This is a genomic window from Acidianus infernus, from assembly GCF_009729545.1.
GTDB lineage: Archaea > Thermoproteota > Thermoprotei_A > Sulfolobales > Sulfolobaceae > Acidianus > Acidianus infernus.
The window spans coordinates 684,581-699,209 of sequence record NZ_WFIY01000004.1; the positions used below are offsets into that span (position 1 = coordinate 684,581).

A 14,629-nucleotide genomic window follows, 5' to 3' on the forward strand; every position below is an offset into this window, starting at 1 on the left:
AAAGTTTTTTCCTCGTATTAAAGAAGCGTATACAAGAGTATAGCAACTTCTGCTTCTGGTCCTAGATCCCCTGATAATTTAGGAATTTTTACATAATTACCTAAAGATTGTTCTATTTTTGTAAATCCACTCTCTATGCCAGAGAATATTATTAATATTTGATTCGAATCTTTTTTATTTCTTATATCTTCAATATTTATTTCGTCTCTGGCACTAGAAGATACTAAATACACTGAACTGGGTTTTAATAATTCTATTGAATCTTTCAAATCAGGTAAAATTAAAAGGGATTTATTAAGTTTAAAGGCTAATTTTCCTACTTCTGGAATTCCTACTTGTGCTGCAGTGCCACTAGCTTTAGTTACAACTAATTTCTCCACACCAAGATTAAAAACTATTTTTGCAAAATCTATTAATCTTTGTGAACTTGTAATATTATGCAAACCAACTATAATATTCTTCACGTATTTTCACCTTAATATATGATGCAATAGCAGTTGATAAGGCTACTGGAACTGCTTCGCCTATTTGATTATACTGTTCATCTTTACTTCCTATAAAGACATGCTCGTCAGGATAGCTCATTAATCTAGCTTGTTCTCTTACTGTTAAGAATCTATCATGATAAGGATGAATAAATCTTGAATTTCCTAAAACTGTGGGTGCTAAGTCAAAAGGATCTAGCCTAATATAAAGCGGAATTTCTTTCTTACTTCCCCTATACATTGTTAAATAGTCGCCAAAGCCTAATTTACTTATTTTTAGCATCTTTTTCTCAGAGATCTCATGAATCTCATTATTAGGAACGTCTGTTCTCCCATCTAAATCTGATATCGCGTCATGAACTGTAACCTTTTTAGCTAATTTTGGTGGGTTTATTTGTATGTTAGAGATAAACACTCTTAACCTTCTGGAAGGATTACCGTAATCTTCTGCCCTTAGAAAATTAAAATAAATATGCTCATATCCTATTTTTGAGAATTCAAGTATTAAAGCATCTTTTAATTCCTTGGTCTCAACTATTGCAGGAACGTTTTCCATTACGAAAATCTTAGGTTTTAATTCCCCTACAAGTCTTATAAATTCTAGTGTTAAAGACCCCCTTTCATCCAAGTATAATCTATCTACCGGATTTTTTAGTCTAGATGGATTGGCAGCGGTAAATCCTTCACATGGAGGACTTCCTATTAAAATATCTGGACTTGAACCTAAAATGTCTATTATTTCTTCTCCAGTAACATTTCTTATATCTTCTTCTAGAACAAGTGTCGAAGGAAAATTTTCAGCATACGTCCTAGCCGCTGCATGATTTATATCTATAGCCAGGGCTATATTAAATCCTTGGTTTTTAAACCCTAAAGAGAATCCTCCTGCTCCAGAAAATAAGTCAACTACTTTTAGCTCCAAGTTTAGTCTCTTTATCTATCTCTTCTTGCAACTCATTAATTTTTTTCTCTAATACTTGTCTTACTTTGCTGGAATCATAATATATTAATTGAGATCCACATTTTGGGCATTTAAACTCGTTCTCAAACGCTTCATCAAAGGTATATTTACTTTTATCTTCTGGACACATATAAAATTCATTATTAGATTCATACTCTAATCTTGCTTTTAATTTTTCTAAAATTTCCCTTTTTCTATTTAATAGTATTTCATTAATTTGCTCAGTATTAACTTTCCAATAGTATATATACCAACCTGTATCCTTATCTCTACTTTTACGATAACTAACAAGCCCTTGATCTGCTAATGCATAGAGCTTTTTTCTTATCTCATTAACTTTTATACCCAACTCATTAGCTATTTCGTCATCAGTCATTTCAGTCTTTTTATTTAAAAGAAATTCCAATAGTTCTGTATACTCTTCTCCTAATAAGCTCTTAGCTAAATTTAGTATAAGCTCGTCTACATTACTAGTCAATTGCGCTCGCCTACCTATATATTATTCTTCTAGACGTTTTTATAGATTACCTATGTAATTTCCTTTTTTTCCTGATTATAATACATTAATAAACTTTCTGCTATTTTTGTCTTTAAATTAGATAGATTGTACAAAGTTTTAGCAGAAAACGGAATTATACCAATAATAGGAGAATATATTTCGTTACTTATTTTATATATTAAATCTGAGCGTCTATCTATTTCTTCATAAGGTATCTTATCTGTTTTATTAGCAACTATTAGTATGGGTTTTCCAGAGATTCCTAATTCTCTTAAAGTTGAAAATGAAGACTTTAACATTTCAAGAATTAATGTATCTTCAAGGGATATATCTACTACTAGAAGTATAATATCTGCATACTTAATTTCTGATAGAGTAACGAAAAACGCCTCAATAATTTGAGGAGGAATTCCTCTAATAAAACCTACAGTATCGACAAGCATCAGCTTTTGCCCGTTTATAGAGATTTTAAATCTTTTAGGGGCAGTAGTTGTAAACATTGAGGAATCCACTTTCTGGTGGAGACCAGTTAGTATATTAAATATTGAAGTCTTTCCAGCGTTTGTATAACCAGTAATAGCTACAGTTGGTATACCATTACTTTCGTGTTGCTTTACTTGAGATTCTCTTAATTCCTTTATATGCATTAACTCCTTTGAGATTTTTGCAATTTTTCTATGATACAGTCTAAGTATTGACTCTACTCCATAAACTCCTGCTCCTAATAGACCTTGTTGCTCAGATATTTTATGCTTTTTGTAAACATCTTTAATTATAGGTAATTCATATTTTAATTTAGCTAGCTCAATTTGTAACTGAGCTTCCTTTGATCCAGCATGCAAAGCAAAAATTTCCAATAGCAGTAAAAGCTTATCTAAAATTTTCATCTTTCCTCCTAATTCCTTATTTAAATTAATAAAATGTCTAGGCTTTAAGAGATCAAAGACTATTATAGCATCAATATTCTCGTTTTTTAACTTATTTAACTTATCTTCTTGAATGTAATATGACGGATTTGGCTTTTTTGGAAGTTTATATATACTAACAATTTCATATCCTGCAGTTTCAGACAATATTTTAGCTTCGTCCAGATACTCCTCCGATGAGAACAGAATTGCTTTCATTTCTTTTCCCTTATATTTACTATATCTCCTAAAGTAAGTTCAAAGTTCTTCTCTACTCTCTGTGTTTCCTCGTTTGGCACTGTATATAGTAATTTCACTGATAAGATTTTTTCCAATTCCTTTGCTTGTTCTATTGTAGGCTTCAATTTGCCTTGTTCAAATCTCTTTATTATATTTTCAGAAACTCTCATTTTCTCCGCTAATTGTTTAGTAGTAAGGCCTAAACGCTCTCTTGCACTTTTAATTACTTTATAGTAATCGTCCACTACTTCAACTTCTATTTCTGGTTTTTTGTTATTGATATTTTGACTCTGTTGTTTTATTATCTGTGTTTTTTTAGGTCTTTCTTCATAAATTTTAGCAGATTTTTTAATCTTTGAGTAACATGCTTCACAAACGGTGATTACACTACCTTCATAGACCACCGTAAAACCTTTTCCACGTATTGGCATGCCGCACATTTCACAGTATTTTTGTGGTTGTTTCTGAATGCTCACAAGTAATAAATAGTGGCAAACATTTTTAGTCTATCTCATTAAGAAATGATATGGATTAAGCTTGTCTGGAGAAATAGATGTTTCTAGAGATAATAATGAGGATTATGAGCAAATAATTAAGTTGCTTGAAGAAAAGATTAATGCGTTACAAGCTGAAACTGAAAGTCTAAGAAAGGAATTAAATTACTATAAATCTGAACTAGAGAAATTATTAAGCCCTCCTCTAATAGAGGCTGTAGTACTTGATATTTTAGACGATGGAAAAGTGGTAGTTAGAAGTACATCTGGACCAAATTTGATAGTTACAGTAAGTAGCGATATAGATATTAAAAGCCTTAAAATTGGTCAATCAGTAGCGTTAAATCAAAGAGGCTCTGCAATAGTCAAAATACTACCTGAAAGAAATGATCCATTTGTAAAATCGATGGAGGTATTGGAGAAACCTAATGTTAGGTATGAGGATATAGGAGGTCTATCTCAACAAATTCAAGAACTTAGGGAAGTAATAGAACTACCTTTAAAGAATCCAGAAATATTTAAAGAATTAGGAATTCAACCTCCTAAAGGTGTTCTTCTATATGGACCTCCGGGTACAGGAAAAACTATGCTGGCTAAAGCTGTAGCAACAGAGAGCAATGCAACTTTTATTCATGTAGTTGCTTCAGAATTTGCTCAGAAGTTTGTAGGTGAAGGAGCAAGAGTTGTAAGAGAAGTCTTTGAGTTAGCTAGGAAAAAGGCCCCTTCAATAGTGTTTATAGACGAAATAGATGCAATAGGTGCAAAAAGAATAGACCTAGGAACTAGTGGAGAAAGAGAAGTACAAAGAACTTTAATGCAATTGCTTGCAGAGCTAGATGGATTTCAGCCCTTAGATAATGTAAAGATAATAGGAGCTACAAACAGGATAGATATTTTAGATCCGGCTTTATTAAGACCGGGTAGATTTGATAGAATAATAGAAATTCCGTTACCAGATTTTAATGGTAGGAAAGAGATTTTCAGAATCTATATCTCAAAAATGAAAGTTAGTAAAGATGTTGATATTAACATATTAGCTAAGCTTACTGAAGGATTTAGCGGTGCTGATATTAAAAATGTGTGTACTGAAGCTGGATACTTAGCGATAAGAGAGAATAAAAGAATCATAGAAATGAACCATTTTATAGAGGCCATAAATAAAGTAAAATCTAAAAGAAAGGAAGAATTTAAAGGAAGAGAAGAGAAATACACATGAGAGAATTTGTAACTTATCCAGAAAAGGTATCTGAGTTCGAATTTTTTTATTTAAAGAATATATTTGCGTACCAGTTCGGTTATGATATTGCTGATTGCGTATTTGATGACTCAAATTACTTTTTTATTCAAAGATCTATAAATACTAATAGAATAAGAAATATCCTAATAGATAATAATTTATTTTTAGTTTTAAGGGCTCAAGACAATTTATTCTCGCTGACTTTAAATTCTGCCAAAAAGATTAAAATTTGTTCCAAACCTCCTAGATTTAGAGTAATAATTCCATATGATATCGCAAAAGTTGTAAGATATTCTGGAAACGTTTTCGCAAAACATGTAATTGAAGTAGATAAGAGTCTAAGAGCTGGAGACCAAGTTATAGTAGTCGATAGCGACGATAATATAATAGCTGTAGGTAGATTAAAGTTATCAGCAGAGGAGATAATCGAATATAAAAGAGGAGTAGCTGTAATTGTAAAGGAGAGGAATAAAAATGAAGGTAATTCTTAAGGGTATAACTGAAGATGAATTAAAAGGATCCACATTTATAACTGGATTTAGAACAATAGGAGAAACTGGATATCTTGCATCAAGATACATAGTGCTAAAACGCAAATTACAAAGAATAGGATTTATAACAACAAAGTATCTTAGGGATGTCACTTTCTTAGACGAATATGGCATAGCAACGCCTTTTGACTTGTTTTATGATAAAGAATTGCATACTATAGTGCTACTAAATCATCTATTACCTTTCCAACGTGAATGGAACTCCTTTGCTAAGGATACCATAATGTGGCTTAAAAAACTCGAAGTAAAGAATATAATACTAATAGGCGGACTTGACAAGAGATATAAGGAAAGTTCAGAAGAGCTTAGATGGCTTAAAACTTCTAAAAGTACAATAAATTTACCTTATCCAGAATTAGAGAAGCAATTAATAATGGTAGGACCTTTAGCATTATTTACTATCTATTCAGAAATTGAGGATCTTCCAGCAATAGTCCTCTTACCTTATGCAGACAGAGAAAGAATAGATCCTGCCGCTGCTGCAATTGCTGTAGATGCCATAAATAAAATTCTAGGAACTAATATTGATGTTACCGAACTTTATGAAGACGCCAAAAAATTAGAAGAAGAACTTCAAAAGCAATTAGAGAATATCCAAAAAGAAATAAGTAGAAGTGGATTAGATAGGCATTATATGTAACTTTGAATTTTCACATTCTATTAATTCGACTTTTTTGTATTTAGCTTTTAATATGCTATTAGCCTTATCTGAGGATATTCTAATTACACTCTCTGATAGTGACTTTGGAATTTCAAATTGAGACAATGGATAAGACTCAGAAACTAGAACTGGTATTAGACCGTAAAATGGATAAGCTATGTATATATCTGCCTCCATATATTTTTCATTAACAATTTTTAAAATAAAAGGATCTAAAATGAATGGTTGTGCAAACTTATCTCCACAAATAACTATTGCCTTTTCATGCATTGGCTTTATTAAGTCAAGGTATCTATAATGTCTAATAATTTCTGGTCTTTTTATAGAATTCTCGTCATATAAAAATAATCCCTTTATCTCACCTTTTACTCTTGGGTCATATTTTTCCAAATATTCTGCATATTTAAGCAATCTCTTAAACGCAGAATATACTGAAGGGTGAGAAAATGCCTTTTCTTGTAAATATTCAAATAATCTTCCTTCTTTTATAGCTATTTTTGTTTCTCTAATTTCTTCTAATATTTTATATAAATTATGAATTGCTAGTAGTCTAGTTCTTTCGTTTTCATCCATCTCTAAAAGCTCTTGAGGGGTATATCTTGAGCACACTGGACAACTACACGGGAAACTGTCTATCTCTTCAAGCTTTAATGTCCTAGATCTAGTTATATACCTATTATCCCTAGCATATAATATATACGATGCAGAATCAAAGGAATCTACTCCTAATGCTACTGCAAAAGGTATTAAATGCGGTAAACCTCCACCAAATAAATGTAATGGTTTTCCTCTACTTATAGATGACCTAACTGTAAATATCATATCAATTAATGTATCATAATCATACTTTTCCATTAATACAGTAGGACTACCTAATGCTAGTAATTTATATTTCTCTCTTTTATTTGCTTCTACTGCAGAATATTGAAGCAGATCTAAAAATCTTCCTCCTTGAATTGGATGAGTCCATATTATATTTTCGGTATTTATTATACTTTCTACGTCTTTAGCTCTTCTTAATGTTTCGTCAACAGTCATTTTCGCTTCTTCTCTATCTTCCAATTTTCCAGTCGGTACATCAAGAATTACTGCAATATCTGGCTTTATTTGATTCTGATATTCTACAATTTCTCTATTATTAGCTTCTATATTACCGTATTCTAAGATCTGATATGCTCCTGAATCGGTCATTATAATTGAATTGAAATCAAGTTCTTTATGTATATCTTGCTTAACTATATTATTTTTTTTAAGTATATATGCATTAGTTATTATACTATTAAATCCAACTGCCATAATATCTTTAATGGATATCTCTTTTTTTAGTACATTAACTACTGGGAAAAAAGCCGGAGTCTCTAAAATACCATGTGAAGTTTCTAATTTGCCTATTCTACCTGCTAAGTCTTCTTCTTTTACCTCAAAATCTCCAATCATCTTGAAGTCTCTCTCTTTTTCTTTTCTACGTACTCATTAAATAGGTCATAAATTCTTTGGGCAAGAGGTCCGCTACCTTCAACACCGTTTTCTGTTACTTTAATTTTCTCTAGGACAGTTATAACTCCTGCTTCTTCATAAACTTTAATATCGCCAGGCCTTAAATTTAAGGACTTTTCTATTAGACTAGCGAACTCTTTTACATCAAAAATTGGAGCGTTCTTTATTAGAATCTCTGAAATAATACTACCATTTATTATAGCTTTATAATAAACATTGTTTTCATTATCTTTAGCATTTGATATACTTACCATAAAAGGATCTATTTCAAAAGACGATAATTGACCAGTATAAGTTTTTCCATTAGTTAATTTTATTATTACAGTTTTATCTATTAATGAATTTATATCATAAACTACTCTACGACTTATACTCATAACGGTCAACATAAGATTAATATACAAGGATTTAAATAATGAAGTGAAAAACCTTGCAACGCATAAATTATGAATTTAATGAAGAAGGGACAATAGCGTCTATTCAAAAGGGCGTACTTAGAGATTTATATGTAGTAAATATAAAATGTCAAGATATTAATATAAATTTAGATGTTACATCAGAGATCAATATTTTTAATAATAATGAAAAGGTTAATGTTATAATATCTAGGTCAAAGCCTAGTTTCACGCAGAATGATTTTTGTGGTCATGGATATATAGTTACAGAAAAAGAGAAAATTAATCAAAATAGGAAAACGTACGTCACAATAATATCCTTATTTGGATTACTAGTTAAAATAGAAAGCGACTCAAGTTTCCTTAATAAATACGGATTTAATATAATGGATCATGTATATTTCTGTGTAATAAAATCAAAATAAAATTAATAAGGAATATACTCTGTATATGTTTTTCCAGACTTATCCAATATCAAGATATCAATACCATCCCCAGAAGTTACGTCTCTTTCTATAGATGCTTTAATAGACTTTATTGCTATTTCCTTGCCTTTATCTAATGACATATTTTGATCGTATTCTGCCTCAAGAACGCCTATGGCAACTCTAGCTCCAGAACCTACTGCTGCGTATACATCATCTAAAAGAGAACCTAATGGATCTAAGACATATAATTGGGGAATTCCATTATCGACTCCTGCAAATAGAATTTCAGAAATAAATGGCATATATTTATATTGATATAATATAATAGATAGTAGTTTTGCCGCTGCTTTAGTAGATATAGGCTTTTCATTATATAATTCATAGTATTTTATTTCAGCATTCATTATTCTAGTTAAAGCTTGTAAATCTCCAAAAAGTCCTGCACCAGCTATTCCAAATCTGCCTATTATATGAACCTTTTTAGCAGACTTACTTAGGACATAACCTCCATAACTTAACCTACGTTCAGCGGCTAAGATTATGCCATCATTTAACTTTATTCCCACTGCAGTTGAGGGTAACTCTTCCATAATTATCACTATAAGTCTTTGTACAAAGTTTAAATTATTTGCCTTATATAAGGCAAAAGATCGTTAAGTGATATTGAACTTTGCTGTCTTGTTGTTAAATCTTTTATTGAGACTTTATTTTCCTTTTTTTCATTTTCTCCGATAATAATGGCTATATTTACGTTCATATCCAATAAAATTGGTATTATCTTAGATAACGAAATATTTTTTGTGTTCAATATTGCAGGAATATCGTTTTCATGCAAGATGAAAAGAACTTTAAGTGCATAATCAATTACATTTTCATTTAGAGGAATTATGGCAATTTTCCTAACATTATCTTTAATTTTTAAATTTTGTAAAACACTTAAAACCCTTTCTACTCCTATTGCAAAACCTATAGAAGGTGTAGATGGCCCGCCATAGAGTTGTACTAAATTATCGTACCTTCCACCTCCAGCAATACTAAAAGATACTGAAGGATGGGTGACCTCAAAAATTACTCCAGTATAATATGCCAAGCCTCTTACTAGTGATAAGTCAATTTTTATTGGAACATTAAGCTTAGCTAATATTTCATAAATTTTAAAAAGTCTTGAAATTTGATTTTCTAAAACTTTTGAATGCTCATTATTCAAATCTTTGATTAACTCAATAAAATCCGATTCTTTGGATATGGAATTATATAGCATTTCCCTTATTATATTTAGAATTTTATATTCTGAAATTTTAGATAAATATTCTATTACAGAATCTTTATTTCCTTTATCGATTAAATGCAATAAATGATCTTCTTGATCCTCAGACATTTTTAACATTGAAAAAAGTTCTCTATATATTGCTATATTATTTATTTTTATAGTAATATTTTCCAAACCAATTTTCTTAAAAAATTCCCATAATATACTTAAAACTTCTAAATCGGCATTAATTGAAGATTCACCCAGCATTTCTATTCCGGCTTGCCTGAATTCCCTATATCTACCAAACTGAGGTTCATCGTACCTATAAACGGTCCCAATATAATATAGTCTAATTGGCTTAGGCAAATGTTGCATAGAATTTAGAAATAATCTTACTATGCTAGGCGTAAATTCTGGCCTTAAGGCTACTTCTCTTCCGCCTTTATCAACAAATGTGTACATTGTATTCCTTAACTCTTCTCCGCCTTTTAATGCAAATAATTCAAATTCTTCAAGAATTGGTGTTATAGCTTCCATATATCCTGATTTTTTCACAATTTTTGAAAATTGTTCCTCTATATATCTAATTTTTTCAGCATCTTCACCAAAATAATCTTTCATTCCTCTTAAAGGTTCATAAGATACCATATCAGCCCTTAGATAATGATACCTCAGAAAGATTATAATAAGTTATGTCTCCATACTTGTCTATTATGGCTAGATATGCATCAATATTAGACGACTTAGCCATTTCAATATATTTAAATATTTCATTTATTTTCAAAGGTTCGTTTTCATTATAAATTACAACTATACCAATCACCTTCTCGCTTGAATCCTGTAAATATATTACGTTATCAAATTTATTAGAGATTTTAGCTTTCTTAGATCTTAACTTTAAATCCACAATAACTGAAATTTTATTCCAAAAATGTTTGTCACTACCATATATGGCTTGTAAAGCTTGCAAATCTTTATCTGAAATTTTATTAGACATAATTTTAGTTAGCAATTCTTCAACCTCAGTTTCAGTCATATCTCAGTCTAATGTACTTAGTAACAATTAAGTTATAATGATTATTCAACGATAAAAATTATCATGCAATGCCCATATTGTGGCTCAAATGATTTAATATGGGATAATATACATGGAAATATAGTTTGTGCATCATGTGGAAGTGTAATTGATACACTTTACGATTATTCTCAAATAGATACCTCTGAAGATATAATAGATTTAAATAAAAACCTCTCAGAAAGAAAAGAAACAAGAAATTTCATAAAATTAACAGAAACTGTATCAAATAAATTTAGGATAATTAATAATAAGAAAAATATGAAATTTATAACCGAAGACGGAGAATTAGCCTTAAGTTTACTTAACATGGATAAGAAAGTATACAAAGTATATGAATATTTAGAGAAAAACGGAATATTTTGCGGAAGAAAAATAAAAATAAGGGTAGCTTTAAGTTTCTATATAGCAGGGTATAGATGCAAAAAAATGAGAAATATTTTAGAAAAATTACATATAAATGAGAAATATTTTAGAAAAATTACATATAAATTACCTAAGGAGTTAAAATATATGAATAAAGAATTATTAGATTAATTTTCCTATTACTTTAGTCTTGTTAAATAATGTAGTTTGCGTATAACTATATGGCAGTTAAATTTTTATATAACCAGTTTCAAAGTGAGTGTGAAGGTGAATTATATGTCATCCACAGCTACTGTAGCTACTACTCCTGAAGGAATTCCCGTAATAATTTTAAAGGAAGGTTCCTCAAGAACTTATGGAAAAGAAGCAGTTAGATTAAACATTGCAGCTGTTAAAGCTGTAGAAGAAGCCCTAAAAAGCACATATGGCCCTAGAGGAATGGACAAGATGCTTGTAGACAGTTTAGGTGATATTACAATAACAAATGATGGAGCTACTATATTAGATAAAATGGATTTACAACATCCTGCAGCTAAGCTATTAGTTCAGATAGCTAAAGGTCAAGATGAAGAAACTGCCGATGGAACTAAAACTGCAGTAATATTAGCAGGCGAACTTGTTAAGAAGGCTGAAGACTTATTATATAAAGATATTCATCCAACAATAATTATAAGCGGTTATAAGAAGGCTGAAGAAGTTGCATTAAAGACAATTCAAGAAATAGCACAACCAGTTAGTATAAATGACACTGACTTACTTAAGAAGGTTGCAATGACTTCATTAAGCAGTAAATCAGTAGCAGGCGCAAGAGAATATTTAGCTGATATTGTAGTAAAAGCAGTAACACAAGTCTCAGAATTAAGAGGAGATAAGTGGTATGTAGACCTAGATAATATTCAAATAGTAAAGAAAGCAGGAGGAGGAATCAACGATACACAACTAGTATATGGAATAATTGTAGACAAGGAAGTAGTGCATCCAGGAATGCCAAAGAGAATAGAGAATGCAAAAATAGCGTTACTTGACGCCTCATTAGAAGCTGAAAAGCCTGAACTTGATGCGGAGATAAGAATTAATGATCCATCACAAATGCAGAAATTCTTAGAAGAGGAAGATAATTTGCTAAAAGAAAAGGTAGACAAGATAGCAGCCACTGGAGCTAACGTAGTAATATGTCAAAAAGGAATTGATGAAGTAGCACAGTCATATTTAGCAAAGAAAGGTATATTAGCAGTAAGAAGAGCTAAGAAGAGTGATTTAGAAAAACTAGCTAGAGCAACTGGAGGAAGAGTAGTCTCCAATATTGACGAATTAAGCCCACAAGATCTTGGATATGCTGCACTCGTAGAAGAAAGAAAGGTTGGAGAAGATAAAATGGTATTTGTAGAAGGTGCAAAGAATCCGAAAGCAATAAGCATACTAATAAGAGGAGGATTAGAGAGAGTTGTAGATGAAACTGAAAGAGCGTTAAGAGATGCATTAGGAACTGTAGCAGATGTAATTAAAGATGGAAGAGCAGTAGCAGGAGGAGGAGCGATAGAAATTGAGATAGCAAAAGCATTAAGAAAATACGCCCCACAAGTAGGAGGTAAAGAGCAATTAGCAATAGAAGCGTATGCATCAGCATTAGAAAGTCTAGTAATGATACTTATAGAGAATGCAGGCTTTGATCCAATAGATTTATTAATGAAACTAAGAAGTGCACATGAAAACGAGAATAATAAGTGGGTAGGTGTAGATTTATACGCTGGACAGCCAGTAGATATGTGGCAAAAAGGAGTAATAGACCCAGCATTAGTTAAAATGAATGCGATTAAAGCTGCAACTGAAGCAGTAACATTAATACTTAGAATAGACGATCTAGTAGCAGCAGGTAAGAAATCAACATCCTCTGGAAGCGAATCCAAGAGCGGAGAAAGCAAACCATCAGAAGAAGACTAAATTTCTTTAATTTTTATTAATATTGGTTGTTTTATATTTGGTGCAGAAATTATAGCATCGCCTATATCCAGTTTGTCCAAAATATTGGACAAATTAGGATCTAACGCAAGTGAATCTACAATTATTTTTTTATCTATATTTGATTTTATTGCATGAATTATTTTTATATTAGTATTTTTAATCACATCTGGAGAAACTGATGAGGGACTCTGAGTAATAATACATAGTCCTATTCCAAATTTTCGTATCTCATTAAGTAATCTACTTACCATCTCATTATTACTAGTTGTAAAATAGTTTTGTGCCTCTTCTAGGACTATTAAAGTTGGTTTATTCTTTATCTTTTTCTTTATATAAATATCAGTAATTGCACGAATTATGAATAATGCATATAATCTCCTAACTGAGATATCTGGTATAAAACTTAAGTCTATAATTATTTTGCTATTGTTAGCAAGCTCGTCCTCCATGTTAATATTAGAAATTAATAAAAGCCTTACTGGCCTATAAAGTATAGAATTCATTCTTCTTAATAAAGCCAGTTTTACATCTTTAATCCAAGTATATTCATCTTTTATTCTTGATACTGCATCATATAATGCAGATAGAGAAAATCTCTTATATTTTCTTAATTCAGAAAGAATGATATATAGAATATATCTTTGAGGGTCAGTAAGCTCAAGAACGTCTTGAAAGATTTCAACTGTTTCTTCTAAATTATATAGTTTTAGAATATTAAGCCTTAGCGGATTTGATTCATTATATATTTTAAAATCCTTTAACTTATCTATATACTCACCGTGCCAATCTAAAATTATGACATTGAATCCCTTATTTGCTAATTGAGAAGCTATTATGGCTGCAGTATTAGATTTTCCGCTTCCAGTAGTACCAAATATTCCTATATGTCTAAGCACATCATTACTTCGTATGCCTATAGGAATTTTAGCTAAGGATGATGTTATCACATAACCTAATTCGATATCGTAGTCTACTTGAATATTTTCCGACTTAGGTATTTCATACTGCTTTTCAAAAACTCGTGCATATGTCAAATTTCCGAAATCGTTGGGTATAGGTAATGTTTCATTACTTGCCTTTATAGGCTCTAAGGTTATATGCGGAGCAATAGATTCTGCCAATTTTTTTAGTATTTCATATTCTTGAATTACTTCTGTTTCACATATTGTATAGTTTTCGTCTTTACATTCTTTAAACATAATTAAAGCAGAAGATTTACGCCTATTATAAATATATGTAACTATACTGTATTTTATACTGTCAGATTTCCTACTTAATACATCAACTAAATTATCCAATTCTCTTTGCAAATTACTATCTGAATTATTTATATCTTGCTTTCCTAAAATTCTAAAAGCTATACCTATTATGACAGCGTTATTTGACTTAATAATAAATATGTTGTTTTTAACTAATACATTTGATATAATATTCTTTTTTCTCAGTAATATTATAATAAATGAAAATATTATAGGTATAATAAGGACAAAATATTCTGAATCAAATATGTGTATATATATTAAATGATATTGTAATAGTATTAAACCAAACCCAAGTATAAATAGAACAATAGGACCTATTTTATTAAAATTCATATACCAAGTTATATATATTTTTTAGA

Annotated in this window: 17 protein-coding genes; 6 read left to right on the forward strand and 11 right to left on the reverse strand. The window is 30.5% G+C overall.

Features of this window, described 5'->3' with window-relative positions; genetic code table 11:
• Positions 1-17: 17 nt before the first annotated feature.
• From D1867_RS04215 to D1867_RS04235, 5 genes are all read right to left on the reverse strand, one after another.
• Complete coding sequence (locus D1867_RS04215) at positions 18-464, reverse strand: RecB-family nuclease (protein ID WP_338077954.1); 447 nt, start codon at positions 462-464, stop codon at positions 18-20.
• The gene (locus D1867_RS04220) at positions 436-1,407 is read right to left on the reverse strand and encodes a DNA cytosine methyltransferase (protein ID WP_155862939.1); all 972 of its coding nucleotides are present in this window, start codon (positions 1,405-1,407) and stop codon (positions 436-438) included. The genes D1867_RS04215 and D1867_RS04220 overlap by 29 nt, the downstream gene beginning before the upstream one ends.
• The gene (tfe, locus tag D1867_RS04225; RefSeq protein ID WP_048054891.1) at positions 1,388-1,900 is read right to left on the reverse strand and encodes a transcription factor E; all 513 of its coding nucleotides are present in this window, start codon (positions 1,898-1,900) and stop codon (positions 1,388-1,390) included. The genes D1867_RS04220 and tfe overlap by 20 nt, the downstream gene beginning before the upstream one ends.
• Positions 1,901-1,974: 74 nt before the next feature.
• The gene (gene hflX / locus D1867_RS04230) at positions 1,975-3,069 is read right to left on the reverse strand and encodes a GTPase HflX (RefSeq protein WP_155862940.1); all 1,095 of its coding nucleotides are present in this window, start codon (positions 3,067-3,069) and stop codon (positions 1,975-1,977) included.
• A complete protein-coding gene (locus tag D1867_RS04235; RefSeq protein WP_420809288.1) occupies positions 3,066-3,560 on the reverse strand; it encodes a multiprotein bridging factor aMBF1 in 495 nt (164 codons plus the stop codon). The genes hflX and D1867_RS04235 overlap by 4 nt, the downstream gene beginning before the upstream one ends.
• A gap of 67 nt (positions 3,561-3,627) precedes the next feature.
• On the opposite strand from D1867_RS04235, the gene D1867_RS04240 reads away from it, so the two are divergent.
• Genes D1867_RS04240 through D1867_RS04250 form a run of 3 tightly spaced genes read left to right on the forward strand, consistent with a single transcriptional unit; the run spans position 3,628 to position 6,012 of the window.
• Entirely contained in the window at positions 3,628-4,800 is a 1,173-nt protein-coding gene (locus tag D1867_RS04240; RefSeq protein ID WP_155862941.1) for a proteasome-activating nucleotidase, read from the forward strand.
• Entirely contained in the window at positions 4,797-5,312 is a 516-nt protein-coding gene (locus D1867_RS04245) for a PUA domain-containing protein (protein WP_155862942.1), read from the forward strand. Before D1867_RS04240 ends, D1867_RS04245 begins: the two co-directional genes overlap by 4 nt.
• Positions 5,296-6,012 (forward strand): proteasome assembly chaperone family protein, encoded by a 717-nt coding sequence (locus D1867_RS04250; RefSeq protein ID WP_155862943.1) that lies wholly within the window; start codon positions 5,296-5,298, stop codon positions 6,010-6,012. The genes D1867_RS04245 and D1867_RS04250 overlap by 17 nt, the downstream gene beginning before the upstream one ends.
• Here the strand turns inward: D1867_RS04250 and tgtA are convergent.
• Positions 5,992-7,467: a tRNA guanosine(15) transglycosylase TgtA gene (gene tgtA, locus D1867_RS04255; protein ID WP_338078096.1), complete on the reverse strand. Its 1,476-nt coding sequence runs from the start codon at positions 7,465-7,467 to the stop codon at positions 5,992-5,994. The genes D1867_RS04250 and tgtA overlap by 21 nt on opposite strands.
• On the reverse strand, positions 7,467-7,907 hold the full coding sequence (locus tag D1867_RS04260; protein WP_048054564.1) for an Lsm family RNA-binding protein: 441 nt from the start codon (positions 7,905-7,907) through the stop codon (positions 7,467-7,469). The genes tgtA and D1867_RS04260 overlap by 1 nt, the downstream gene beginning before the upstream one ends.
• A gap of 53 nt (positions 7,908-7,960) precedes the next feature.
• Here D1867_RS04260 and D1867_RS04265 point away from each other — a divergent pair, with 53 nt between their 5' ends.
• A complete protein-coding gene (locus D1867_RS04265; protein WP_155862945.1) occupies positions 7,961-8,350 on the forward strand; it encodes a DNA-directed RNA polymerase subunit G in 390 nt (129 codons plus the stop codon).
• A gap of 2 nt (positions 8,351-8,352) precedes the next feature.
• On the opposite strand, the gene psmB is transcribed toward D1867_RS04265, so the two are convergent.
• From psmB to D1867_RS04280, 3 genes are read right to left on the reverse strand one after another with little or no spacing between them, the layout of a single operon-like run.
• Positions 8,353-8,943: an archaeal proteasome endopeptidase complex subunit beta gene (gene psmB / locus D1867_RS04270; RefSeq protein ID WP_155862946.1), complete on the reverse strand. Its 591-nt coding sequence runs from the start codon at positions 8,941-8,943 to the stop codon at positions 8,353-8,355.
• Between the two features lie 29 nt (positions 8,944-8,972).
• The gene (gene hisS, locus D1867_RS04275; RefSeq protein ID WP_155862947.1) at positions 8,973-10,253 is read right to left on the reverse strand and encodes a histidine--tRNA ligase; all 1,281 of its coding nucleotides are present in this window, start codon (positions 10,251-10,253) and stop codon (positions 8,973-8,975) included.
• Position 10,254: 1 nt separating this feature from the next.
• Entirely contained in the window at positions 10,255-10,641 is a 387-nt protein-coding gene (locus tag D1867_RS04280; protein ID WP_155862948.1) for a hypothetical protein, read from the reverse strand.
• A 63-nt stretch (positions 10,642-10,704) separates the two neighbouring features.
• Between D1867_RS04280 and D1867_RS04285 the strand changes: the two genes are divergently transcribed.
• Together D1867_RS04285 and thsB are read left to right on the forward strand one after the other, a co-directional pair.
• Positions 10,705-11,217 (forward strand): TFIIB-type zinc ribbon-containing protein, encoded by a 513-nt coding sequence (locus D1867_RS04285; RefSeq protein ID WP_155862949.1) that lies wholly within the window; start codon positions 10,705-10,707, stop codon positions 11,215-11,217.
• A 105-nt stretch (positions 11,218-11,322) separates the two neighbouring features.
• Positions 11,323-12,987, forward strand: a complete 1,665-nt coding sequence (gene thsB, locus D1867_RS04290) for a thermosome subunit beta (RefSeq protein WP_155862950.1) — start codon at positions 11,323-11,325, stop codon at positions 12,985-12,987.
• Here the strand turns inward: thsB and D1867_RS04295 are convergent.
• Positions 12,984-14,603, reverse strand: a complete 1,620-nt coding sequence (locus tag D1867_RS04295) for a DNA-translocating ATPase CedD (RefSeq protein ID WP_155862951.1) — start codon at positions 14,601-14,603, stop codon at positions 12,984-12,986. The two genes, thsB and D1867_RS04295, sit on opposite strands and share 4 nt — an antisense overlap.
• Between the last annotated feature and the right edge of the window lie 26 nt (positions 14,604-14,629).

Bases quoted from the DNA above. Each gene is read 5' to 3' on its own strand.
- D1867_RS04295 (WP_155862951.1), bottom strand. From the start codon at position 14,603: ATGAATTTTAATAAAATAGGTCCTATTGTTCTATTTATACTTGGGTTT.
- D1867_RS04250 (WP_155862943.1), top strand. From the start codon at position 5,296: ATGAAGGTAATTCTTAAGGGTATAACTGAAGATGAATTAAAAGGATCC.
- hflX (WP_155862940.1), bottom strand. From the start codon at position 3,069: ATGAAAGCAATTCTGTTCTCATCGGAGGAGTATCTGGACGAAGCTAAA.
- D1867_RS04280 (WP_155862948.1), bottom strand. From the start codon at position 10,641: ATGACTGAAACTGAGGTTGAAGAATTGCTAACTAAAATTATGTCTAAT.
- D1867_RS04245 (WP_155862942.1), top strand. From the start codon at position 4,797: ATGAGAGAATTTGTAACTTATCCAGAAAAGGTATCTGAGTTCGAATTT.
- psmB (WP_155862946.1), bottom strand. From the start codon at position 8,943: ATGGAAGAGTTACCCTCAACTGCAGTGGGAATAAAGTTAAATGATGGC.
- D1867_RS04285 (WP_155862949.1), top strand. From the start codon at position 10,705: ATGCAATGCCCATATTGTGGCTCAAATGATTTAATATGGGATAATATA.
- thsB (WP_155862950.1), top strand. From the start codon at position 11,323: ATGTCATCCACAGCTACTGTAGCTACTACTCCTGAAGGAATTCCCGTA.
- hisS (WP_155862947.1), bottom strand. From the start codon at position 10,253: ATGGTATCTTATGAACCTTTAAGAGGAATGAAAGATTATTTTGGTGAA.
- D1867_RS04260 (WP_048054564.1), bottom strand. From the start codon at position 7,907: ATGAGTATAAGTCGTAGAGTAGTTTATGATATAAATTCATTAATAGAT.